We start from the raw sequence: 23,858 nt of genomic DNA, 5'->3' as shown, positions 1-23,858 counted from the left end.
TGATTTAAAGGAGCTATATTGTTAAAGCTTTCGTTATGACATCGTTTAGTACATTAATAGCTGCATTGGCCGCGTTTTGTGCCATTACTTTATTGACTATTGCAATTGAATGTAATTCGGAGGTTAATATTTCTTTTTCATCTGTTAATCTTTTATCGAAAAAGGATTCACTAATCTCTCCGTTTAATCTCATATTTGCAAGTAGTTCGAGTCGGTCTTTTTTGCTTTGTATAAAATTATTAGCTGATTTTTTTACAACTACCCAATCGTCTTTTATGCTAGTTTTCATTGCATTGAGCATGTCGGCTAAAATTTCGTTAATGTCTAAATTCATGATAATTAATTTTTAATATTTTTTAATGCTCTTTCTGCAGTCAATAGCGGTTGCCAAAAACCGTTGATGTAAGCGATATATAAACTTATTTCACTATCACTGAGTGTGTTTTTGTCTTTATGTTCATTTTTGTATTGAATGAAATTATCTTTTAGCAATTTGGCCATTTTTACAAAATCTTCATTTCTTTCACGTGATTGATATTGAAATAATATAGAATTGATATTACTTTCTACTTCTAAATATTCTTTTGAAGTGTTTTCATAAGTTCTCTGATCCTGAGGAAGAACTAATAATTCTAAATACAGTTTTTCGTTTTGTTTTTGGGTTTCAATAATTTTGTTTTCTATTGCATCACTATAATCGGGTACCAATTTTACTGAGACACAACTGTTGAGTAAGAAAAGGAGACTCGAGGTTAAAATTAGAATTTTAGTTTTCATAGTAATGGGCTTATAATGGTTTGTTTATTATGCTTTTTTTGGATTACTTTTGTTTATCAATTGATTATGATGAAATCATGTTTGATAAATATAAAATTAGTACATAAATCAATACAAAATAAATAAGTTTTAATTATTGTTATGGCACAATGAATTGATTTTTATTTTAAATCCTAATGAAGTGTAGAAATAAAAATGATGTTTATTTGAAGTTTGACTAGATTTTCAATTAATTTTGGGAAATCATATTTAAATACAATAAAATGTCAAAATTACAAGTAAGAGCATTTTTATACAATCTAGGCTGTTTTGCTATATTGTTTGTCGCATTTCGTTATCTGGTGGAACAATACACCAATTTGTCTGGATTTTGGATTCCAATGACGGCCTTTATTGCTGGAACTCTTTTAGCCCCAAAATTTCAAGCTGCTAAAACCAAAGATGGTGAAAAATTATTCATGTCTTGGTTATTTGTAAAAGGGATTAAGGAAATAGGATAATTTAATGATACAAACTAAAAAAGGAGTACAATTGACTTTATAAAATCAATTGTACTCCTTTTTTTATGCTTAGTTAAGTTTATTTTTTAGCAGCAGTTTTTGGTTTTGCTGGGATTACTTTTTTCTTGTAAATTGGAATAAAATAGGAGACTGTATAATTAAATCCAGCTCCAAAATTACCATCATAAGTTCTGTTGAATCCCGGAATATAAAGACTTTCAAATCCGTTTGGTTCAGAGTTGGTAACCAATACTTTTAATTGTAGAGAAAAACCAACGTACACATTATTAAAAACTTTTACATTAATTCCTGGAGAGACTTCGAGCCAACTAGCCGTTAAACCATCATATGATTTTCCTGATTCTATTCCTGATGTTTGTCCATAATAAGGATGTGGATTATAGATAGAATAATTGTTTAATTGTTCAGTAAAAGCACTAAAACCATAGCGAACACCAATTGTAATAAGGTTTTCCATATCCAACCAGTTGGTGTAAGCATTGTAGTTGAAACCTACTTTTAGATAGGCACCCTTCGTTGTAGTATTTAATAAAGGATCATCTACAGTAACTTCTTCACTACCAACTTCACCATAAGCATAGTATTTTTTTGTTAGTCGATAGTCACCAACAAAAGCTATTCCTTTATAGTCAGAATCATAAAAGGATCTGGCTACTTTAAAGACATCTACACCAACAATCAAACCATATCGATCTGTTTTTGGTTTTATAGTATCGACAGCAGCCTCGATTTTTTTTTCGGGTCTCTTTTCTGTTTTAGTGCCATTAGACCCCTTAACTATTATTTCTGGAGGAGTACTTGTTGTGGTATTTTTTTCTTGTGCCTGAACAAAAAACAATGACAACAAAAAGAAAAAACTAAAAGTATATTTTAATGATTGTTTCATTTTCAGATGTTATGTTGTATTGTGTGGCTATTGCATATTGTATCCACAGTTCATCGGCTGTCGTTGAATCGGTTACTAAAAAAGTATTTTCTTCATCTAAATTAAAGGTGGTCTTAAATCCACACGCTCTTGAAACATAACTAGATACTCGAGTGTAATTAAGCTCTAAATAATCTTCGTTTACGATTAAGGGGTTTTTATTTCCATAATTTAGAATAAACTTATATTTTACATGATCTGCTTCTGTATTTAATGGGAGTAATATGTTATTACCATTAGCTAGATATTTGGCATCACCAGTTGCTGTTGGATTCAAAACAACACCTTCTGTCATTCCTTCTCCTATTACTTTTAGGTCATCAACATTTTTCAATACAGTAGGACTCTTAATATCATAAAACTGAATTAACATCCTTGGTGTAGTTGGAGTAGTCGGGTCGCAAATATCATCTGGTTCGCAACTAGAAGATGCAAAACCAAGAATCATTAAAAATGCAAGTATTTTTTTCATTTAATAGTGGCTTATCGTCTTTCCAAAAGTACAACATTTTCTACGTGATGTGTTTGTGGAAACATATCTACTGGTCTCACTCGCGTCACTTTGTATTTTTCATCCATCAAAGCCAGATCTCTTGCTTGTGTAGCTGAGTTACAACTTACATAAACTACTTTTTGGGGTCCAATTTTTATGATTTGTTCTACTACATCTTTGTGCATTCCGTCTCGAGGCGGATCTGTGATAATAACATCTGGTTGTCCATGTTGTGCAATAAAAGCATCATTAAAAACTACTTTCATATCTCCAACATAGAATTCGCAATTATCAATATTATTACGCTCTGCATTGGCTTTAGCATCTTTAATAGCATCTGGAACGCTTTCCACACCAATTACTTTTTTTGCTTTTTTGGATACAAACTGGGCAATAGTCCCAGTTCCAGTATATAAATCGTAAACTACTTCGTTTCCAGTTAAACCTGCAAAATCTCTGGTAATTTTGTACAATTCATAAGCTTGATCCGAATTAGTTTGGTAAAAAGATTTAGCATTAATACTAAATTTTAAACCTTCCATTTCCTCCAAAATATAATCTCTTCCTTTGTATAATTTTATGTCAGTATCATACAACGTATCATTAGCTTTATTGTTAACCACATATTGTAAGGAAGTAATTTGAGGGAATTTTTCGTATAAGTGATCCAAAATTAATTCTCGATTCTTTTTATCATTTTCAAAAAACTGAATCAAAACCATGATTTCTCCAGTCGAAGACGTTCTCAACATTAATGTTCTCAACAAACCTTCGTGAGCTCTAGGATTAAAGAAAGTCAAACCATGTTCGTTAGCAAAAGCGCGAACTTCATTACGAATAGCATTTGATGGATCTTCTTGTAAATGACATTTGTTGATGTCAAGGATTTTGTCCCACATTTTCGGGATATGGAAACCAAGTGCGTTTCTATTACCTAAATCTTCCTCGCTTCCAATTTCTTCTTCAGTTAACCAACGGCTGTTTGAAAACGAAAACTCCATTTTATTTCTGTAAAAAAACTGTTTTTCAGAGCCTAAAATCGATTCAAATTCAGGAAGTTCAATTTTACCAATGCGTTGCAAATGGTTTTTTACCTCATTTTGTTTAAAGATTAACTGTTGGCCGTAGTTCATATTTTGCCATTTACAGCCACCACAAACACCAAAGTGCTCGCAAATAGGATCTACACGATGCTCTGATAATTCGTGAAAATGAACCGCTTTCCCTTCATAATAAGCCTTACGCTTCTTAAAAGTTTGTACGTCAACAACATCTCCAGGGACTACATTTGGGATAAAAACTACTTTACCATCGGGAGCCTTTGCTACCGAAACGCCTTTTGCACCTGCATCAAGGACTTTTATTTGATGAAAGACAACCTTGTCTGTATTTTTCTTTGCCATGGCGCAAAAATAAGGCTTTGGATTTATTTTTAGATTTTAATTTTAATTTTTTTTATTAAAATGTGTTAGGCAACTGTTTATTCAAATTCATCCTTCCAGTCTTTGGTCGTAATCGCCGAAGCTTTATTTTCTGAATTCATAGTCACTCGGAGTTCTTTGTTTGCCTTGACATAATCAAAAAGAGCTTTGAATCTATAGATATTTGTATTGTCCGTCTTATTTGGAACCATTTCTACAAACTGTAAATCTTTAAAAGCTCCATATTTTAGACTATACTTGGCTCCAATTGCTTTGACGTTTTTTTCGGTTGAGTTAGAAATGACTTTGTCTGTAGCTTCTTTTTTAGTAAAAGGAGTAAATTTAGATGTATTACAAGTCATCAAAATTCTTTTTCCTAACTCGTAGGCCTTGTTTTTCTGAGCTTCATCAACAGGATTCATTTCGGAAGCTTCAATACTCTTACCAATTATTTTTCCATTAACGTTTTTAGTTTTACAACCAAAAAGTACTAATAAACAGAATGTTATAATTATTTTTTTCATAATATAATTTTATTTTAATGGAATATTTAGATTTAAAATATTGAAAAAAGCATTCTTATGTTGGCCTAATCCCGCTTTCTGCTGCAAATCCTCGTTCTGTGCGCCATGCCACTAAGCTTGAAAAGTAGCTTCCGCTGGTCGCTCTTTACAAGCAAGTGTTATAATGCTTTCATAACTCCGGGTTTTTCACTTCAATCGGGGGCAGAGTTTCAGAACGTAATTTTGTATTCTATTATTAGAAATTAGAGGAATTTATTTATTTAAAAATGCAATTTTATTTTTTATAAACTGATAAAATGGCTATATGTTGTTGTAAATTATAAAGTTAGAAAAAAATAAATAAATTACTTACTCTTTAGGAAGTATTATATTTTAGTTAAATAAATCAATTCCTTAAGCTTTTTTAGTACAAAAAAAATTAAATTTGATAGAATCAATAAAATTGAATTAATTATGAAAAGAAATGCAACCGCAGTTTGGACTGGTTCCCTGAAAGAAGGATCCGGAAAATTAACAACACAAAGTACAACATTAGAAAATACTCAATATTCATTCAAATCCAGATTTGAAGAAGGAGTAGGTACCAATCCCGAAGAACTTGTTGCAGCAGCACATGCGGGATGTTTCACCATGCAACTTACCGCTTTTATTGGCGAAACGAGTGCAGTAATTGAAAGTATAGAAACGAAATGTGATATTAGTTTAGTTGAAGGAACAATTAATAGTTCTCACTTAACTGTCAATGCAAAAATTGAAGGAATCTCAAATGAAATCTTTCAGGAATTAGTTACTAAGGCCGAAAAAAATTGTCCGATTTCAAAATTATTTAACACCGAGATTTCTACAACAGCAACTTTGGTTTAAAAAAACAAATAAAAAAGGATTTAGTCTATAATTAAACTGAATCCTTTTTTTATTTAAGATAGTGTTCTTTTATTTCATTGGTTTAGATTTTCTTTTAATCAGTTCATAGTTTACAATCGACAAAAAATAAAAGAAACAATCGGCAGTAATTTTTCCTAAAATAATTCCTGCGAAATAATTCCCAGTCACTATAGGTATCCAATACATGCATGAAGGTCGGATAAAAAAGAAATCCAGAGCTGCAGGATAACCAAATTCAAGAAACAAATGCTGAATCAAAACAAGTATTTCTTTATTGCTAATCTTTTGATTGTTGTTTTGAGCAACTTTTGTTTTATATGACTTGTAAATTATAACACTATAAAAGGCAAAATATTCGGCAGCTGTAATTAAGTAAGCAGTTGTCAATGCACTAAAAATTCTACTGAATTGGGATGTTATTAATGCAGCACTAGTTGCTGCTAACTCGGAATATTTATACCGATCAAACCACTCTTTAAAATTAGATTTATTAATCATTTTATTGTTTTTTAAAGCATGAAACTTGAATTTGACATAAAAGGTTTATTACTGAATTTAGATTTTTAAACTTTTTTTGAGGGATAATTTATTTTAGAAACAGTAGTCAAAGTGGCAGTAAATATTATAAAATTAATGGTTGTCAATATACTATTTAATATCGTAAAAATATTTGAAAATATAAATATTTGATATGTTTGTATTTATATGCTTTTCAAAGCTCACCTCGTCATTAAATAATTTCTATATAAAAAGCTTTTGATTTTATGTAAGATTTTTTATATTTTTTTTCTTTATAATTTTTTTAAATTCCTTTTTTATCAATAACTTAACATCGTTATTTGTTTATAATGAAATTTGAAAAATATATATCATATGAAATTGTACAAAAAGTTGTCTCAAATTAGTTTTCTAAAAAATAGTTATACATACAAATTTCTTTTTGTTGCTTTTATTGGTATTCATATTCCATTAATTGGGTTGTTATTATTTGTTCTGTATAACAGTAATTCTGTTTCTACGTTGTCAATTTTATTTTTTGCATTATTAATGACTTTACTAGCGACTGCAAGTACATTGCTGATTTTAAAAAAACTAATAAAGCCTATTGAAGTAGCGTCTAAAGCTTTGAGTATCTATAGAAATAATAGAATTGTATCCGATTTGCCAATAAATTTTCATGATGAAGCTGGTTTATTAATGCGTAATATTCAAGAATCGATAGAAGAAAATGAAATTTTCATCAATGAAAAACAAGATTTAATATATATGCTCTCACATGATCTTAGAACTTTTGGAGGTAATGCAGAAACATTATCAAAACTTATTCTTGAAGAAAATATTTCTGATCCTGTAAAAGATTATGCGGAGTTAATTAGTGATTCTATGTATCAACAAAATCAGTTCATAGAAAGTATCATAAAGCTACTAAAAGAGCAAGACGAAATTGCAAATAGTAATTTTCAGCCCAAAATAATTCAAATGCGACCTTTATTTTCTTTAGTGAATAAGCAAGTTTCTAAAAAAATGAGCGTGAAAAATATTGAACTCATTTTATCTATTGAGGTAAATGAAATTCTCCTTACAATAAGTGAAGATTTATTAGTTCGAGTTTTAGTTAATCTAATTGATAATGCTATTAAATTTTCATTTACGGGTAGTCAAATTTATGCTAGAATATATTTAGAAAATGAGAAACTAAATATTATGATATCAGATAAAGGTGTTGGATTTGATCCAAAAGACAGTGAACTATTATTTGAAAAATTTACAAAAAAGAGTAAAGTAGGAACTTTGAATGAACCTTCGACTGGTATTGGTTTGTATTTATGTAGAAAAACTATCGAAAGGCATCAAGGAAAATTAATAGCTCAAAGTGAGGGCATAAATAAAGGTGCAATATTTTTAATAGTCTTTTAGTTTGAAAATAGTCTAAAAGCTATTAAAAATATTGCACCTTTAAAATATAGTATAGGACAATCTATTTAGGTAGTTATTTTCTGGACGCAGGTCTTAAATACCAAGAACCTATTGCTAAACTTGCAATTATCAAAGGTACGATGATATGAAAAACAGAATCATTAACAGCTATATGTGAAATTGATGCTCCCGTCATTGCAAAAAACACTCCAGCATAAGCCCATTCTTTTAGTAATGGAAATTTAGGAATTAGTATTGCTATGATTGCCATTGTTTTCCAAAATCCAATGATTGATATAAAATATAAAGGGTAGCCAAGTGGAGCAAAACCAGCCACTATCTCTTTAACTTGAAATAATTGTCCGATGCCGCCAAGCATACAAAAACAAAGTAATCCTGTGATAACCCAATACGCAATTGTTTTTCTTTTTTCCATGATAATTTATTTTAATTTAGTTACTATTTCTTCTAATTGATTGTGCGCCATATTTAAGCCATAAGCAAAAGGCATTTTTAATTGTTGTTCTCTATGTGCAACAGATTTGTAAATAATTTGAATTCTCAATCTGCTCTTGTCTTCAGTAAGTTTTTCAAATTCTAAAAATTCAAGCTGAACACCAATCGGCATATTCTCCATTTCAAATGTTCGTATGATTTTCTGATTGGGAATAAATTCATGAATAGTACCGTTTGCCTTAAACATAAGAGTGCCATTATGAGAAGTTTCAAAGTGGTAACTTCCGTGTTTTTTATTGTCTAGTTTTATCACTTTTGTTCCCATCCATTGCTCTAGAAGTTCGGCTTCAGTATAGGCTTTAAAAAGTAAATCTACTGGCAAATCAAATTCCCTTGTTATGATCAAATCTTGTTTGCCATCTTCGGCATTGATTTTTGTTTTTTGTTCCATTGTTGCTATTCTTTGGGTTTATAATTTTTCATTACAGTTTCTAGTTTATTAAATCGATCTTCCCAAATTAATCGGAAGGGTTCAATGAAGTCAGCTACTTCTTTCATTTTTTGAGCGTTAATATAATATGATATTTCTCTTCCGTTTTGTTCTTGTCTAAGAAGTTCGCATTCGGTAAGTATTTGTAGGTGTTTTGAAACTGTTGGTCTTGCAGTGTCAAAGTTAGAAGCTATAGCACCTGCTGTCATAGATTGTGTTGCGACTAATAACAAAATTGATCTTCTTGTTGGGTCGGCTAAAGCTTGGAAAACATCTCTTCTTAAAATCATTGTGTAGTTATTTGACTTCAAATATAAGAGTAGTTATTTAACTACGCAATTTTTTTTGATATTTTTTTATTTTTAGTTTAAAAATAAATAAAATTATTGGTTTTAAATAATTGATTATTAGTGATATAATAAAAAAATCCGAACAGGTTTCAAACTGTTCGGATTTGTGATTTTTCATTCGCAAAGACTGCAATCTAAAACCTGCAATCTGTTTACTATTTTTTTGCTACCAAAGCTGGTGCACTTGTGGCTTGATATATTGCTCGTAAATAGCGTTCATAGCAGTGATTTTTTCTGGAGTCAGTTTTGGTAAATTATATGATGACAGATTCGATAAAACGTGACTTTCATTTGAAGCACCAGGAATAATACAGCTGATTTCATTAAAATTCAAAATCCATTGTAAAGCTACAGGAGCTAAATTGGTTGCTTCTGGGAAAATAGCTTTCAAAGCATCAACAGCTTGTAAACCCAATTCGTAATTTATACCTGAAAATGTTTCACCTTTATCAAAAGCTGCTCCATCTCTATTGAAGTTTCTGTGATCTTCAGCTCCGAAAATAGTTTTTGAATCAAACTTACCGGTTAATAATCCGCTGGCTAATGGCACTCTGGCAATAATTCCGATATCTTTTTTTTGAGCTTCTTGGAAAAATAATTCGCTTGGACGCTGACGAAAAAGATTAAATATGATTTGAATCGTAGTAACATTAGAATATTCAATAGCTTTTAAAGCCTCTTCGACTTTTTCTACGCTCACACCTAAATTTAAAATTTTTCCCTGATCTTTCAAACGGTCAAACATTTCGAAGATTTCTGGTCTGTAAAATACTTCAGTAGGAGGACAATGCAATTGAATGAGGTCAATCGTTTCTAATCCCATTCTTTTTAAACTGTCTTCAACATATTTTTGAAGAACTTTAGGTTGATATCCTTCATTAACGTGTGGATTGATATGACGTCCACATTTTGTAGCAACATAAATGCGTTCAGAACGGGAACGTACAACTCTTCCAACAGCTATTTCGCTCAATCCATTCTCATAAACATCGGCAGTGTCAATAAAATTCACTCCGTTATCAATAGCAGTATTGATTAGCTCATCGGCAGTTTTATCATTAAATGGAGAACCCCATTTTCCGCCTACTTGCCATGTACCCAATGCTATTTCTGATATATTAAAATTGGTCTTTCCTAGTTTACGATAGTTCATTTTTTTTTTTTGAGTTTCTAAGTTTTTAAGTTTCTGAGTCGCTAAGTTTTTTTAATTTCTAAGTTTTCGTAGTAACTTAGAAATTTAGTAGCCTAACAACTTTAATCAATCAAATAAATCCGAAGACAGGTAACGATCACCTCGATCACAAATTACTGCTACGATTACACCTGATTCGAGTTGGTTTGCAATTTTTACTGCTACTGCAACAGATCCACCGCTGCTCATACCTGCAAAAATACCTTCTTCTTTGGCTAATCTTTTAGTCATTTCACGAGCTTCTGCTTCGCTAATATCTATTGTGATATCTACTTTTGAGGCATCATAAATTTTAGGTAAATATTCTTGTGGCCATTTTCTAATACCTGGAATTTGAGATCCATCACTAGGTTGTGCACCTACGATTTGGATATTTGGATTTTTCTCTTTCAAATAAGCAGAAGTCCCTATAATTGTTCCTGTGGTTCCCATCGCAGATACAAAATGGGTTACAGTTCCATCGGTGTCATTCCAGATTTCTGGACCAGTTGTTTTGTAATGTGCTTTCCAGTTGTCATCATTAGCAAACTGATTCAGCATTACATAACCTCCTTCGGCTACTTTTTTATCAGCATAATCTCTGGAACCAATTATTCCTTCATTCGCTGGTGTTTGAATAACTGTTGCACCATAAGCCTGCATGGTCAGTGTGCGTTCGATAGTAGAATCTTCTGGTAATACCAATTCGATTTCTATATTGAATAATTGGGCTATCATAGCCAAAGCGATTCCAGTATTCCCACTAGTTGCTTCAATTAATTTGTCTCCTTTTTTAATGTCACCTCTTTCAATGGCTGAAGCAATCATGTTGAAAGCAGCACGGTCTTTTACGCTTCCTCCAGGATTGTTGCCTTCAAGTTTTAATAACAGTTTTACGTTTTTGTTGGCTACCAAATTGATGGTTTCAACTAATGGAGTATTTCCAATTAATTCCGTTAATTTATAGGTATTCATTCTTGTTTTTTTTCTTTTACTTTAACTTCGGTTGTGGTGGTATTCAATACAATTGAATCATGTGGAATTGATTTGGTAACCCATGAATTCCCGCCAACAATACTATTTTTTCCTATAACTGTATTCCCACCTAAAATAGTTGCATTGGCGTAAATGCAGACATTTTTTTCTACTGTAGGATGTCTTTTTGCATTTTTCATTTCTTTACTAACGCTTAAAGCTCCCAAAGTTACTCCTTGGTATATTTTTACATTTTTCTCAATCACAGTAGTTTCTCCTATCACGATTCCAGTCGCGTGATCGATAAAGAAAGGCGAAGCAATGTTGGCTCCCGCATGAATATCTGTACCCGTAATTCGGTGCGCATATTCGCTCATTAGTCTTGAAAAAAGTAATAAATCCAGTAAATACAACTCATGACTCAATCGGTAAATTGCTATGGCATAAAAACCAGGATAAGCAAGATAAATTTCTTCAATTCCATTGGATGCTGGATCATTTTCTAAGATATAAGAAGCGTCTTTATTTAAATTTTCTAATACTGTAGGAAGTTTGTCTAAAAAACTAAACCATGCATTTTCACAACAATCTTGTGGTTTTTTGCAGGCTAAAGAGGCTATTTCTTTGAATTGTTTTTCTAATTCATCTATGCTTTCGTTTAATGGAGCATTAGAATCGAATAAGGTGTAAAATAATTTCTCGGTAAAGGCTTCAGTTTTGGTCTTTATGCTATAATTTATAGTAAAATCATTTTTTAAAGCACCAATATTTTGAACAATCAGATCTTTGGTCATGATTATGAAATTGTATTGTTATTTATGAAGAGGTAAAAGTAAGGTGTTTTTTAGAAAAAATAACAACGATTACCCAAAGAATTAGCTTGAACAAAAAGGTTTTAAGAGATATAACATAATCGTTTCTTTTTCGGAGTTATATCACATCAAATAGTGGAATCTAATATCGATTTCATTATTTGATAGCCTTCTTTGTTTGGGTGAACTCCATCATCTGAATAAATTACTTTCAATCCTTTTTGTTCATCAGCCATAGCCGAATAATAATCTACATAAACAATATTATTTTCTAAAGCATATTGACGAATCATTGTATTTAAAGTTTCAATTTTTTCAGCAGGCTGCATACCTTTTCGCCATGGGTAATCAAAGGCGGGTAGGATAGAACATAAAACAGTTTTTATGCTATTTGCTTTAGATAATTCACACATTGATTTAAGATTTTCAAGAATGTTTTCGATTGTGATAAGGCCAGTATTTCCAGCTATATCATTGGTTCCAGCCAAAATAATAACCGTTTCTGGTTTCAGTTCGATTACATCTTGTTTAAAACGAATCAACATTTGTGAAGTCGTTTGACCATTAATACCTCTATTGATATTTTTTTTGTTGCCAAATAATTTGGGGTCATATGTCATCCACCCAGCTGTAATGGAATCGCCAAAAAAGACTACCCTTTTTTCTTCAAAAGGGAGAGCTGTAATTTGAGCATTTTCATCTTTGTATCTGCTTAAGTATCCCCAATCGGGAACTTTGATTTTTCCATCCATAATAAACGCAAAAAGAGATTTTATTTTTGATTTGCTAAAAGCCATATTCAAAAATAAAACTTATTTATAGTTATATCGATTTATTTTTAATTAGAAACCAAATTCTATCAGTTCTTCTGGATTTTCTATACAATTTTCAATGTCATTGATAAATAAATCTATTTGTTCTTTGGTAACATTGGGCATGCAAATAACGTGTGATATATCACCTTCTGTAGCCAGTTGCCATTTGGATTTAACTTCTTCTGCAATTTTTGGAAAAACAACTGTTATAGAATTAGGATTTCTCCAGGCTCCAATGCCTATGTTTTTTAATCTTTGTTCGCAATATTCTGCTACTTCAAGGCTGTGCAGATAGCGGTTTTTTAAACCATCAGTTCCAAGTTTTTTTAAAGCATACCATAAAAATAGTGGGCAATGACCATTTCTAGACCCAGTTATTGTAGTGTCTAATGACCCAATATAAGAAATGCCTTTTGAGATTCTATCTCGGTTAGAACGTTTTGTTATTATTACTCCAGAAGGAATAGGAGAACCTATGAATTTATGTCCGCTGATGGAGATGCTATCGGCACCATCTTTGAAATCAAAAGGTAATCTAGGTTCCATAAAAGCCCCATAACTTCCCGATAAAGCGGCGTCACAATGAATATAACTGTCTTGAATTGCTAATCCTTTTAAAATATCTCTGATTTTGGAAACATCATCTTTGGCTTCTTTCATGGTTGTGCCAAATGTAGTGAGTACAATCGCAGGTTTATGACGGTTCATTTTTACTGTATTTTCAAAATCTACATAATCGATTTCTCCATTTTCCTGTGAGCGAATAACAATACTCGGAATATTAAGCAAGTGAATGTTTTTGCGAACGCTATAATGAGTCGATTCAGAATAATAAACCATTGCTTTTGGATATAATTCGCGAGCCAGATACAATCCATATAAGTTACTTTCGGAACCGCCATTGGTTACGTAGCCCCAATAATCTTTTGGATTGGCACGAAATAATTTGGCGAAAAAGCCAACAACTTCTCTTTCGAGTTCATGAGTTTGTACTTTATAAGTGCAATCTTCAAATGGGTCGCCTAAATTATTAATTGGATATTTTAAAAAATGATTGATTTCAGAATAATCAAAATCTTTGGATACTGGATAACCTAAAAAATTATCTCGAGCATTTTCTAAGTATTGTTCTAGTTCCAATAACCTTTGATTGTCTTGTTCGGATAATGATTTTGAAGTGGTTTTCATGTTGTCTAATTTTACTGTAAATGTACTTTTTGTAATTTATAAATCTTTATATGGATTAGTATTCAATATATAATTCTAAATTTGGGTTTAAATACAGTTTATAAGTATTGTATTTGTTATTTATGATTTTCAAAACCATATAATTATTCTGAAATGGATGCTATAGACAAAAAAATATTGATGCTTTTGCAGCAAGATGCCAAACAAAATACCAAAGAGATTGCTGAGAAAGTGGGACTATCTGTTTCTCCGACTTTTGAAAGAATTAAAAAACTAGAGCAAAAGCAATACATCAAAGGATATGTTGCAATGTTAGATACTTCCAAAATTGGAAAATCAATAAGTGTGTATTGTCAAGTTACTTTGGCAGTACATTCAAGAGAATTAATAGATGATTTTAAACAACACATTCTGGTATTACCCGAAGTAAATGGTTGTTTTCACGTTTCGGGGAATTATGATTTTTTATTGAAAGTTGCTGTTAATGATATGAATGAATATCAAAAGTTTATTATTGAAAAATTGTCGGTGATTAAAGGGATTTCTAATGTTCAGAGTTCTTTTGTAATGGAAGAAATTAAAAATGATTTTGCATATAACTTGTAATGAAAATTGTTTTTTTGTGTGAAGGATAGAAACGGCATCCTTTTTCGTCTTTTTTGAATGTTGTTTTTTTAGATAATTGTTTCTGACGAAAAAGATATAGTGGATAGCCTGACCTTGTTGCTTTTCTAAAACTTCTATTTTACTGATATTTTCTGCAACAAGACACACCCAAATAAAAAAACCGACTCGTAAAATAATGAATCAGTTTTTTTAAATTGCTTCCCAATAAGTAACAAACGAATTGTTTTGATTAAAAAATAGGTGGGTCTATTTTTTTACTGGCTTTATCTCCGTTACTATTAATTTTATAGTAGTGGTTCCAATGTTTTTTGCCATATGTGTTACAGATGGTAGATACATAGCAGTGCCCATTTTGACGTCTATAGTTACTGCTGGTTTTCCTTTGTCGGTAATCTGAATTTTGCCACTACTCAATGCATAGACTGAATGGTCGGGATGGCTGTGCCAAGCGGTCTTTGTGCCGGGAGCAAATACAACTTCCATAACTCTTATCTTGTCATTTTCGAGTAACACTTTTTTATACACATTTGAAGCAACTTTTATAGGATCTTGTGCGTACAAATTAGTGCTTTGAATAAGGAATAATATGAAAAACAGGGCATTCATTAAAAATATTTTGATTGTTTTCATCTCATTTAAATTTAAGTAAAACTTTTTGAATTTAATTAACCTGCGTTTTTAGTAATCGATGGTTTTTATTGAGAATGTTTATCTGTCGAATAGGCAAGGACGGTCTAGTGAGGTTAGGTTCAGTTCCAGCAGTTCGTATTTGTCAATTGTTTTTTAAACAAGTTTTTTAGTTGTTTAAAAATAGTAGATTTTTTTTGCTGAGCAATTCATTTGATTGTTTTTAGAGAAGCAATCTCTCTTTTTTTGAGGACTACTAATTTACAAAAATATGTTGTAGGATTTTAAAAACATCTTCTTTTTTTTATTTAATTTATTGAAAATAAGGTAGTTTTTTTTAAAGTATTTGTTCAAAAAAAAACCGACTTGCTTTCACAAATCGGTTGATTATTTAGAGAATTTATTTTTTATTCAAATAAACCTTCGATACTCAAATATCTTTCTCCAGTGTCGTAGCAAAAAGTTAATACTTTAGATCCTGCAGGAATCTCTTTTAGTTTTTTGGCAACAGCGGCTAATGAAGCTCCAGATGAAACTCCAAGAAGAATTCCTTCTTCTTTAGCGGCTCTTTGGGCATATTCATACGCTTCGTCTTTGGTTACTTGGATAGTTCCATCAAGGATTTCGGTATGCAAATTGGTTGGGATAAAACCTGCACCAATTCCTTGAATAGGGTGGGGAGAAGGAGCACCACCGCTTATAACTGCTGAAGCTTCTGGCTCTACGGCAAAAACTTTGATATTTGGAAAATGTTGTTTTAGTATTTCGGCACAACCTGTAATGTGACCGCCAGTTCCAACACCTGTAATTAGATAATCCAATCCATCAGGAAAAGCTTTTAAGATTTCTTGAGCTGTAGTAGTTTTGTGAATATCTATATTAGCTTGGTTATCAAACTGAAGTGGTGACCATGAGTTTGGAATTTCGGCGATTAATTCTTCTGCTTTTGCTAAAGCTCCTTTCATTCCTTTTTCGCGGGGAGTAAGAACAAATTCGGCTCCATAGATACTCATTAAACGTCGTCTTTCTACAGACATTGAATCAGGCATTACCAAGATTAGTTTATATCCTTTTACGGCTGCGACCATTGCTAGTCCAATACCTGTATTTCCTGAAGTTGCTTCAACTATAGTGCTTCCTTTTTGGATTAGCCCTTTTTGTTCAGCATCTTCAATCATTGACAAAGCGATTCTGTCCTTGATGCTTGCTCCTGGATTTGTTTTTTCGAGTTTTACCCAAACATTGGCATCTTCACCAAATAATTTATTAATTTTTACGTGCGGTGTGTTACCAATAGTTTCTAATATATTATTGTGTATCATAGTAATTATAGATTTTTAGAAGAGTAAATATAAGGAAGAAAATTTTGTTTTCAAAAACATATTGATTAATTCTACTAATTTAATAGGAATTAATAAAAAAGGAAAACCCCGATTTGAATGTTTCCAAATCGGGGTTTGTATGTAAGTTTTAAAAAATATATTACAAGTGAATCACTTCGCCATAAGCATCAGCAACAGCTTCCATTACCGCTTCACTCATTGTTGGGTGAGGGTGAATAGATTTAAGGATTTCGTGTCCTGTAGTTTCTAATTTACGGGCAACAACAGCTTCAGCAATCATATCAGTAACACCAGCACCAATCATGTGACAGCCTAACCATTCGCCATATTTAGCATCAAAAATTACTTTTACAAAACCATCTGGAGTTCCAGCCGCTTTTGCTTTTCCTGAAGCAGAGAATGGGAATTTACCAATTTTTAATTCGTATCCTTTTTCTTTAGCTTGTTTTTCAGTCAATCCAACAGAGGCGATTTCTGGAGTAGCATACGTACATCCAGGAACATTTCCGTAATCGATAGGGTCTACATGTAATCCTGCAATTTTTTCAACACAGTTAATTCCTTCAGCAGAAGCTACGTGAGCCAAAGCCTGACCAGGAGTTACATCACCAATTGCATAATATCCTGGGATGTTAGTTTGGTTGTAAGCATCAACTAATATTTTATCTCTATCGGTAGCAATACCTACTTCTTCTAATCCTATGTTTTCGATGTTTGTTTTGATTCCAACTGCAGATAATAAGATGTCAGCTTCAAGAACTTCTTCTCCTTTTGCAGTTTTAACAAATGCTTTTACTCCAGCTCCAGTAGTATCAATACGTTCTACAGAAGAGTTAGTCATAATTTTAATTCCAGCTTTTTTCAAAGAACGTTCAAATTGTTTTGAGATATCTTCATCTTCAACAGGAACTACATTTGGCATAAATTCAACAATAGTTACATCGGTTCCCATTGAGTTATAGAAATGTGCAAATTCAACTCCAATTGCTCCAGAACCTACAACAATCATAGATTTTGGCTGCGTTGGCAATGTCATTGCCTGACGGTATCCAATTACTTTTACACCATCTTGTGGCAAGTTTGGTAACTCACGAGAACGAGCTCCAGTTGCAATAATAATATGGTCAGCGCTGTATTCAGTAACTTTTCCGTCTTTATCAGTAACGTCTAATTTTTTACCAGCTTTTAGCTTTCCAAAACCATCAATTACGTCAATTTTATTTTTTTTCATCAAGAATTGAACACCTTTGCTCATTCCGTCAGCAACATTACGACTGCGTTGTACAACAGCCGAAAAGTCTTTATCAAATTCGTTTACAGTTAGTCCGTAATCTGAAGCGTGTTTCAAATAATCAAAAACCTGAGCCGATTTTAGTAACGCTTTAGTTGGAATACAACCCCAATTTAAACATATACCGCCAAGGTTTTCTTTTTCTATCACAGCTACTTTAAATCCTAATTGTGAGGCTCTAATTGCTGTAACATATCCTCCAGGTCCACTTCCTAAAACTATAATATCGTATTTCATTTCAAAATTTTTTATTTGTTTTTTTATTAATTAGCTAAAATGGAATATGAAAAAACACATTACATTTTAATGGTTATTTTAATAATTAATTTCGATTGCGAATTTACGGAATTATTTTAAAAAATGATTCAATTTTTATTTTTACAACTTCATATTTTGACCTTTTCACAGAGATTCAATAAAAAGTTATATAATAGAATTGAAAAGCTATTTGTTTTCTAGCTTTTTTTAGTGAAAATGCAGAAAAGATCCAATTCGATTTATGATCAAATTTTAATATGTCCCCAGTTTTCTCCACTAGCAATACGTCTGATTTGCATTTCGCTAACACCAAATTGTTTTGCAATCATTTTTAGCCGTGTCGGTTGTTCAGGATTGGCTAATATTTTCTTAATTCGGATTACTTTTGTAGAGGTCAATTTTCGTCCATCAGCTTTTAGATTATATGCAACTAGATTTTTTTGGGACTGAATAACGTGTGGACTTTTTTTGTGATGAGCAAGCATTTCTGCTCTTGTTGCCCAACGCAAATTATTTACATCATCATTGTTTCTGACGTAATCCAAATGAAGGACATAAGTTTGTTCTTCTGATTGTTTTGGAATAAAATATTGAGCTACTAATTTGTATAAAAAAACTTGTTTGTTTTTGAGTTCACCTTCTTTATTGATTTTGTAACGTAATACAACATATCCATCTGTCAGGCTACCTTTTAATAGACGACCGTTTTGTATTTCATCAGTAAAACTAACGAGACGACCTTTGTTAGAAATAGCATATCGAAGTTTTAGTTTTGAATCAATTTCAATTTCCTTGAATTGTTCGTTTGGATAAATTCTAATTTGTGGCATTTGAATTTGAATTTAGATTTTCAAATTTACTAAAATTAAAATTCAAAGGATGTTTATCTCTTGTTTTAAAGGTTTTTTAACAGATTTATTGAGATTTAACTGATGATTTCATTACTCTAATCTTGATTGGAAACAGAAAATTGCGAATCATACAAGTTTTTGTAATATCCTTTTTCTTGATTTATTAATTCCTGATGTGTTCCTTGTTCTACAATAAGCCCTTTATCCATCACCACAATTTTATCGGCATTGACAATTGTTGCTAAACGATGCGCAATAACAATCGATGTTCTTCCTTTAGTAATAGTTTCGGTAGCACGTTGAATCAATTCTTCTGAATAAGTATCGATAGAAGAAGTCGCTTCATCCAGAATTAGAATACTTGGATTACTCACATACGCTCTCAAAAAAGCAATGAGCTGACGTTGTCCAGAAGAAAGCATTACACCACGTTCCTTTACATCAAAATCATAATTATCAGGCAAGCTCATTATGAAGTCATGTACACCAATTTTTTTGGCAGCATCCAATACTTGTTCTCTGCTAATTTCGGGATTGTTAAGTGTAATGTTATTATAAATGGTATCGGCAAAAAGAAAAACGTCTTGCAAAACCACAGCAATTTGTTTACGCAAAGAACTCAAAGTGTAATTTTCTATATTGTGATTGTCTATAAAAATTGAACCACTATTAATTTCATAAAAACGATTCAGTAAATTTATGATTGTTGATTTTCCTGCTCCTGTAGAACCTACAATAGCAATAGTTTGCCCAGCTTTGACTTCAAGATTGATTCCTTTTATAACTTCTTCATTTGGAATATAACCAAAATGAATATTTTCAAAACGAATGTCTCCGTCAAACAATGGAGCTTCAATTGTTCCAGTGTCTTGTATTTGGTCTTGAGTGTCTAAAATATCAAAAACACGATTAGCAGCAATCATTCCCAATTGCATCTCATTGAATTTATCAGCAATTTGACGCAAAGGATTAAATAACATTCCGATAAACATAGTGTATGAAAATAAATCTCCGAATGTGGTCGAACTGTCACCATCCAAAATATGAAATCCTCCGTACAAAACAATAAAACCAAGTGTCAATGACGAAATAATATCGGCAATAGGGAAAAAAATCGAGTTGTATAAAATCGTTTTTATCCAAGCTCTATTATGTTTGTCATTAATTACTCTAAATTTTTCGGCTTCAATATCTTCGCGATGAAACAGCTGAACAATTTTCATACCCGTAACTCTTTCCTGTACAAATGAGTTCATGTTAGCAATTTGAGTACGAACTTCTTCAAAAGCGACTTGCATCTTTTTTTGAAAAATACGGGTGATAAAAACCAAAATAGGCATTGCCACAATTACAATCCACGTCAGTTTCCAGTTCATGTAAAACATAAAGATAAGAACCACGAGCATTTTCATCAAATCACTTATAATCATAAACAATCCCTGACTGAAAATACGAGCAATGGCTTCAATATCCGAAACTGAACGGGTTACCAATTGTCCAACAGGAACCAAATCAAAATATTTCATTCGGAAACTCAAAATGTGCTTGAATAATTTTACCCGAATATCTTTTACAATATCTTGCCCTAGCCAGTTTGCCCAATACACAAAGAAAAATTGGGAAAAGACTTCCATTAAAAGTACAATTCCCATTAAAGTAATATAGACCAATAAACCATTTTGGTCCTTAGGCTGAATATAACTATCAACTGTTTGCTTCAATAAATACGGGCGTAGTGCTGCAAAAACAGACAAGAAAATAGCAAATGCAATTACACCATTAAAACGCTTTTGGTACGGTTTGGTATATTTTAATATTCTTTTAAATAATCGAGTGTCAAATGCTTTTGCTTCCATTTATTCTTTTTAGGATTTTTATCCTTATTTTTTCACTATAAATAATCGTATTCTATTTTTGTTAAATACAATCCATGAGCAGGAACCGAGAAACCAGCTTTATCTCTGTTTTTACTTTCTAAAATCATTTCAAAATCATCCAGTGTGATTTTATGTAAACCAATGTTAATTAAGGTTCCAACGATTGATCTAACCATGTTTCTCAAAAAACGGTTGGCCGAAATGGTGAAAATTAATTTCTCGTTTTCTTCTTTCCAATGCGCTTCAAATATACTACAATCAAAGGTATTTACATCGGTATTCACTTTAGAAAAACATTGAAAATCGGTATGTTTTAGTAATATTTTTGCAGCTTCATTCATTAAATCCAAATCTAATTTTTGATGAAAGTACCAGCTTTGTTCTTGTAAAAATGCATCTTTAAAAGTGTTAATATGGTATTCATACGTTCTTTTGGTAGCATCAAAACGAGTGTGAGCATCGTCGGCAACGGGAAAAACATCATAAATGACGATGTCTTTTGGTAAAAAAGAATTGAGTTTATGAATTAGGTTTTTAGTATCAATTGGATTTTTAAAATCAAAATGGGCATACATTTCTTTGGCATGAACTCCAGTATCAGTTCGTCCAGCTCCCATAAGGCTAATTTCAGAGTTAAGGATAACCGAAAAGGCTTTGTTCATCGTTTCTTGAACGGAAGCGGCATTGGGTTGGATTTGCCAGCCATGATATTGTGTACCGTTGTATGCTAGTTTTATAAAATATCTCAAGGCTGAATTTTAGATGTTAAAGTTCAAATTTCAGATTGTTTTGATTGAAATTAAACTAAATGTTTATGGGCACAAAGATACTTATTAATTTTTTTGCCATGAATAGGCTTTGGAGCAAAGTTTTTTGAATTGAAAACTTATTTTTATTTAAAACCAGAATGTCTATTTTTGCTGAAATGCCCTAGCCCTGATAGTAGTGGAAATCCTTTTCTATTTTTCCTTTAAAAATAGAAAAGATTGCAACGGATAGCAGGAAATAGCTTCTAATAATAATATGAAAAAAATTCTTCTTCTTTCCGATACACACAGTCATATTGATGATACAATATTGAAATATGTCAATTTAGCTGATGAGGTTTGGCATGCTGGTGATATTGGTGATCTGATTGTTACCGATACTATAAAAGCATTAAAACCGTTGCGTTGTGTGTATGGCAATATTGATGATGCGAAAGCGCGTTTGGAATTTCCTTTGCACAATCGATTTTTTTGCGAAGGTGTAGATGTTTGGATCACCCATATTGGTGGTTATCCTGGAAAATACAATCCTACATTGAAAAATGAAATGGCTACAAATCCGCCAAAACTGTTTATTTGTGGGCATTCACATATATTAAAAGTAATTTTTGATAAAAAAAATAATCTATTACATATGAATCCCGGGGCTGCAGGAAAGAGCGGTTTTCACCAAGTAAGAACGATGCTTCGTTTTGTAATTGATGGTGAGGTTATTAAAGATTTGGAAATTATTGAAATAGATAAAAAAGCGTAATTTTTTTAATTAATCACAGGAACTTTTAGATAAATAGTAGTGCCTTTATTTGGAGCGGAATCAATAATAAATTCTCCTTTCATATTATTTATTCGAGCTCTTATTTGGTTAATTCCAAATCCTTCGTAAGTTTCAAATTGGTTGTTTTTGAAGCCATTTCCATCATCGGTTACATGAATGATTAGAGAAGTGACTGTTTCTTCAACATTGATAGCAGAATGGTTGGCATTACTATGTTTTATTATATTATTGATTAATTCGGCAATGATAAAATATAATTTCATTTCGAAATCTGTATTATATCTTTTTTTTATTTTAATCAAAGAATTAAATGCAATCTTGATTCTTGAATTTGATGTTTTTTCACATAAATCTTCCAATGCATATAAAAGTCCAAATCGAACTAATAGGGAAGGCATCAATTCATGTGATAAGTTTCGGATTTGTTTGTGTGCTTCTTCGAGTATTTTTTTGGTTTTGCTAATTTCCTCGGGTTGTATTTTTTGTTGTGAAGTGAAAACATTTAAGTGTAAACCTGCAGAGGAAAGTAGAGAACTGATATTGTCGTGTAAAAATGTTGAGATTTTTTTTCGTTCAAATTCCTGACCATCAATAGTGGCATTGATAATGTTTTCCTGAATTTTACTCTGAACGTCTTTGAGTTTGTTTTTTTGTTTCAAATGGATGTTTTGAAAGAAGTAATAGAATGAAATTATGCTGAATACTAAAATAAGGAGAACGATAATTACAATTTTTTTATTTTTGGATTGTTCTTCAATTAGTATGTCTTGTTTGTTTTTATATGAGGTTTCAATTTTGTCGATTTCTCTTTTGTAATGATCAATTTCAAGGTTAATACCAACAATATTAGCTTTGTTTAATTTTTCTTCGATATGAAGCTCTTCTGTAATTTTATTGAAAGCACAAAGGTTATTATATGCTTTTTGTGGTTCATGAATCTTGTTTAAAAATTTTGAATACTCTAGATGTGAGAAAGATAAATCAGATTTTTCGTTTCCTTTTGTCCCAAATTCTATTGCTTTTTGGAAATAACTATCTGCTTTTTCGTTTTCGTTTGTAAAATTGTAATACATACCATTAAGCATGTTTAAAGCCACAATGGAGGATTCATTACCAAAAATAGATTGGTATTTATTGATGTATTCTAAACTTGGTAAGCCTTTTTGGAATTTTCCAATGTCAAAATAAGCCCAAGCAATATTTAACTTTGTAAGAAATACTTGTTTTTTGTCTAGTATTTTTTGACTTTGTAGTAGTGATTTTTCATAATAATAAATTCCTTTATCATATTGTTTTTTATCAAAAAAATAGATGTTTCCTAAATTATTGTAAAATTGATTCTTTAATGTGTAATTATTAGTTTTGTTAATGTAATAGAGCCCTAAGTTATAATAATGCAAGGCTTTTAAAGGTTCTGTTAATTCATCAAAGTTTGATGCAATTATTAAATAAGAATTTGCAATTAAGTCATTATTTTTGTTTTTGATTGATTGTTCTAATGCAACTCTGGATTTTAATAATGATTCTTCATAAAGGCCATTGATTCTATTAATTCTGGCATCTTTTAATAAAGTGGTTATTTCTGTATTGGAAAGTATTTTGTTTTGAGCAAGTGAGCTTAGACTAAAATTGATTAGAAATAAAAATGGAATTAATAGTCGAAACCTGATTTGAAACATATTTATTGAATCTATAAATAAAGGAATTACAGAGCTTATATAG

At 31.4% G+C, this 23,858-nt stretch carries 27 protein-coding genes; 5 read left to right on the top strand and 22 right to left on the bottom strand.

What is annotated here, in order from left to right:
- Positions 1–13 precede the first annotated feature (13 nt).
- Both CLU82_RS02405 and CLU82_RS02400 read right to left on the bottom strand, forming a co-directional pair.
- The gene (locus CLU82_RS02405; protein ID WP_100841585.1) at positions 14–334 is read right to left on the bottom strand and encodes a hypothetical protein; all 321 of its coding nucleotides are present in this window, start codon (positions 332–334) and stop codon (positions 14–16) included.
- Positions 335–339: 5 nt separating this feature from the next.
- Complete coding sequence (locus CLU82_RS02400) at positions 340–777, bottom strand: hypothetical protein (RefSeq protein ID WP_157813309.1); 438 nt, start codon at positions 775–777, stop codon at positions 340–342.
- A 263-nt stretch (positions 778–1,040) separates the two neighbouring features.
- On the opposite strand from CLU82_RS02400, the gene CLU82_RS02395 reads away from it, so the two are divergent.
- The gene (locus tag CLU82_RS02395) at positions 1,041–1,277 is read left to right on the top strand and encodes a hypothetical protein (RefSeq protein ID WP_100841583.1); all 237 of its coding nucleotides are present in this window, start codon (positions 1,041–1,043) and stop codon (positions 1,275–1,277) included.
- 79 nt (positions 1,278–1,356) lie between these two features.
- Here CLU82_RS02395 and CLU82_RS02390 read toward each other — a convergent pair whose 3' ends face one another.
- The 4 genes from CLU82_RS02390 to CLU82_RS02375 all read right to left on the bottom strand — a co-directional run bounded on the left by CLU82_RS02390 (position 1,357) and on the right by CLU82_RS02375 (position 4,661).
- Positions 1,357–2,184, bottom strand: coding sequence for a DUF6048 family protein (locus tag CLU82_RS02390; RefSeq protein ID WP_100841582.1), 828 nt, complete (start codon positions 2,182–2,184; stop codon positions 1,357–1,359).
- The gene (locus tag CLU82_RS02385; RefSeq protein ID WP_100841581.1) at positions 2,156–2,695 is read right to left on the bottom strand and encodes a DUF6452 family protein; all 540 of its coding nucleotides are present in this window, start codon (positions 2,693–2,695) and stop codon (positions 2,156–2,158) included. The genes CLU82_RS02390 and CLU82_RS02385 overlap by 29 nt, the downstream gene beginning before the upstream one ends.
- Before the next feature lie 11 nt (positions 2,696–2,706).
- Complete coding sequence (rlmD, locus tag CLU82_RS02380; protein WP_100841580.1) at positions 2,707–4,119, bottom strand: 23S rRNA (uracil(1939)-C(5))-methyltransferase RlmD; 1,413 nt, start codon at positions 4,117–4,119, stop codon at positions 2,707–2,709.
- Between the two features lie 77 nt (positions 4,120–4,196).
- Complete coding sequence (locus tag CLU82_RS02375; protein WP_100841579.1) at positions 4,197–4,661, bottom strand: hypothetical protein; 465 nt, start codon at positions 4,659–4,661, stop codon at positions 4,197–4,199.
- A gap of 453 nt (positions 4,662–5,114) precedes the next feature.
- On the opposite strand from CLU82_RS02375, the gene CLU82_RS02370 reads away from it, so the two are divergent.
- A complete protein-coding gene (locus CLU82_RS02370) occupies positions 5,115–5,525 on the top strand; it encodes an OsmC family peroxiredoxin (RefSeq protein WP_100841578.1) in 411 nt (136 codons plus the stop codon).
- A gap of 69 nt (positions 5,526–5,594) precedes the next feature.
- Here the strand turns inward: CLU82_RS02370 and CLU82_RS02365 are convergent, their stop codons facing one another.
- Entirely contained in the window at positions 5,595–6,044 is a 450-nt protein-coding gene (locus tag CLU82_RS02365; protein WP_100841577.1) for a hypothetical protein, read from the bottom strand.
- Positions 6,045–6,437: 393 nt separating this feature from the next.
- On the opposite strand from CLU82_RS02365, the gene CLU82_RS02360 reads away from it, so the two are divergent.
- Complete coding sequence (locus tag CLU82_RS02360; protein WP_232735195.1) at positions 6,438–7,463, top strand: sensor histidine kinase KdpD; 1,026 nt, start codon at positions 6,438–6,440, stop codon at positions 7,461–7,463.
- A 73-nt stretch (positions 7,464–7,536) separates the two neighbouring features.
- Here the strand turns inward: CLU82_RS02360 and CLU82_RS02355 are convergent, their stop codons facing one another.
- From CLU82_RS02355 to CLU82_RS02320, 8 genes are all read right to left on the bottom strand, one after another.
- A complete protein-coding gene (locus CLU82_RS02355) occupies positions 7,537–7,899 on the bottom strand; it encodes a DoxX family protein (protein WP_100841575.1) in 363 nt (120 codons plus the stop codon).
- A gap of 6 nt (positions 7,900–7,905) precedes the next feature.
- A complete protein-coding gene (locus tag CLU82_RS02350) occupies positions 7,906–8,370 on the bottom strand; it encodes an SRPBCC domain-containing protein (protein ID WP_100841574.1) in 465 nt (154 codons plus the stop codon).
- Between the two features lie 5 nt (positions 8,371–8,375).
- Positions 8,376–8,699, bottom strand: a complete 324-nt coding sequence (locus tag CLU82_RS02345) for a helix-turn-helix transcriptional regulator (protein WP_100841573.1) — start codon at positions 8,697–8,699, stop codon at positions 8,376–8,378.
- A 226-nt stretch (positions 8,700–8,925) separates the two neighbouring features.
- Positions 8,926–9,912: an aldo/keto reductase gene (locus tag CLU82_RS02340; protein ID WP_100841572.1), complete on the bottom strand. Its 987-nt coding sequence runs from the start codon at positions 9,910–9,912 to the stop codon at positions 8,926–8,928.
- 105 nt (positions 9,913–10,017) lie between these two features.
- Entirely contained in the window at positions 10,018–10,905 is an 888-nt protein-coding gene (gene cysM / locus CLU82_RS02335) for a cysteine synthase CysM (protein ID WP_100841571.1), read from the bottom strand.
- Complete coding sequence (gene epsC, locus CLU82_RS02330; protein ID WP_100841570.1) at positions 10,902–11,699, bottom strand: serine O-acetyltransferase EpsC; 798 nt, start codon at positions 11,697–11,699, stop codon at positions 10,902–10,904. The genes cysM and epsC overlap by 4 nt, the downstream gene beginning before the upstream one ends.
- A 146-nt stretch (positions 11,700–11,845) precedes the next feature.
- Positions 11,846–12,514: an SGNH/GDSL hydrolase family protein gene (locus CLU82_RS02325; RefSeq protein WP_100841569.1), complete on the bottom strand. Its 669-nt coding sequence runs from the start codon at positions 12,512–12,514 to the stop codon at positions 11,846–11,848.
- Between the two features lie 45 nt (positions 12,515–12,559).
- Entirely contained in the window at positions 12,560–13,720 is a 1,161-nt protein-coding gene (locus CLU82_RS02320) for a histidine decarboxylase (RefSeq protein WP_100841568.1), read from the bottom strand.
- A gap of 153 nt (positions 13,721–13,873) precedes the next feature.
- Here CLU82_RS02320 and CLU82_RS02315 point away from each other — a divergent pair, with 153 nt between their 5' ends.
- A complete protein-coding gene (locus CLU82_RS02315) occupies positions 13,874–14,326 on the top strand; it encodes an Lrp/AsnC family transcriptional regulator (RefSeq protein ID WP_100841567.1) in 453 nt (150 codons plus the stop codon).
- A gap of 267 nt (positions 14,327–14,593) precedes the next feature.
- On the opposite strand, the gene CLU82_RS02310 is transcribed toward CLU82_RS02315, so the two are convergent.
- The 6 genes from CLU82_RS02310 to truA form a co-directional block, all read right to left on the bottom strand.
- Positions 14,594–14,977, bottom strand: a complete 384-nt coding sequence (locus tag CLU82_RS02310; protein WP_157813308.1) for a cupin domain-containing protein — start codon at positions 14,975–14,977, stop codon at positions 14,594–14,596.
- A gap of 404 nt (positions 14,978–15,381) precedes the next feature.
- Positions 15,382–16,296, bottom strand: coding sequence for a cysteine synthase A (cysK, locus tag CLU82_RS02305; RefSeq protein WP_100841565.1), 915 nt, complete (start codon positions 16,294–16,296; stop codon positions 15,382–15,384).
- A gap of 160 nt (positions 16,297–16,456) precedes the next feature.
- Entirely contained in the window at positions 16,457–17,845 is a 1,389-nt protein-coding gene (gene lpdA, locus CLU82_RS02300; protein ID WP_100841564.1) for a dihydrolipoyl dehydrogenase, read from the bottom strand.
- Between the two features lie 266 nt (positions 17,846–18,111).
- Positions 18,112–18,696, bottom strand: coding sequence for an NUMOD4 domain-containing protein (locus tag CLU82_RS02295; protein ID WP_100841563.1), 585 nt, complete (start codon positions 18,694–18,696; stop codon positions 18,112–18,114).
- A gap of 116 nt (positions 18,697–18,812) precedes the next feature.
- Positions 18,813–20,573: an ABC transporter ATP-binding protein gene (locus CLU82_RS02290; RefSeq protein ID WP_100841562.1), complete on the bottom strand. Its 1,761-nt coding sequence runs from the start codon at positions 20,571–20,573 to the stop codon at positions 18,813–18,815.
- A gap of 35 nt (positions 20,574–20,608) precedes the next feature.
- Complete coding sequence (truA, locus tag CLU82_RS02285; RefSeq protein WP_100841561.1) at positions 20,609–21,343, bottom strand: tRNA pseudouridine(38-40) synthase TruA; 735 nt, start codon at positions 21,341–21,343, stop codon at positions 20,609–20,611.
- Positions 21,344–21,617: 274 nt separating this feature from the next.
- On the opposite strand from truA, the gene CLU82_RS02280 reads away from it, so the two are divergent.
- Complete coding sequence (locus CLU82_RS02280; RefSeq protein ID WP_100841560.1) at positions 21,618–22,115, top strand: metallophosphoesterase; 498 nt, start codon at positions 21,618–21,620, stop codon at positions 22,113–22,115.
- 5 nt (positions 22,116–22,120) lie between these two features.
- On the opposite strand, the gene CLU82_RS02275 is transcribed toward CLU82_RS02280, so the two are convergent.
- The gene (locus CLU82_RS02275; protein ID WP_100841559.1) at positions 22,121–23,815 is read right to left on the bottom strand and encodes a tetratricopeptide repeat-containing sensor histidine kinase; all 1,695 of its coding nucleotides are present in this window, start codon (positions 23,813–23,815) and stop codon (positions 22,121–22,123) included.
- Positions 23,816–23,858 lie beyond the last annotated feature (43 nt).

The sequence above is a fragment of the Flavobacterium sp. 5 genome (assembly GCF_002813295.1).
GTDB lineage: Bacteria > Bacteroidota > Bacteroidia > Flavobacteriales > Flavobacteriaceae > Flavobacterium.
This window is presented reverse-complemented; position numbering and strand designations above follow the sequence as displayed.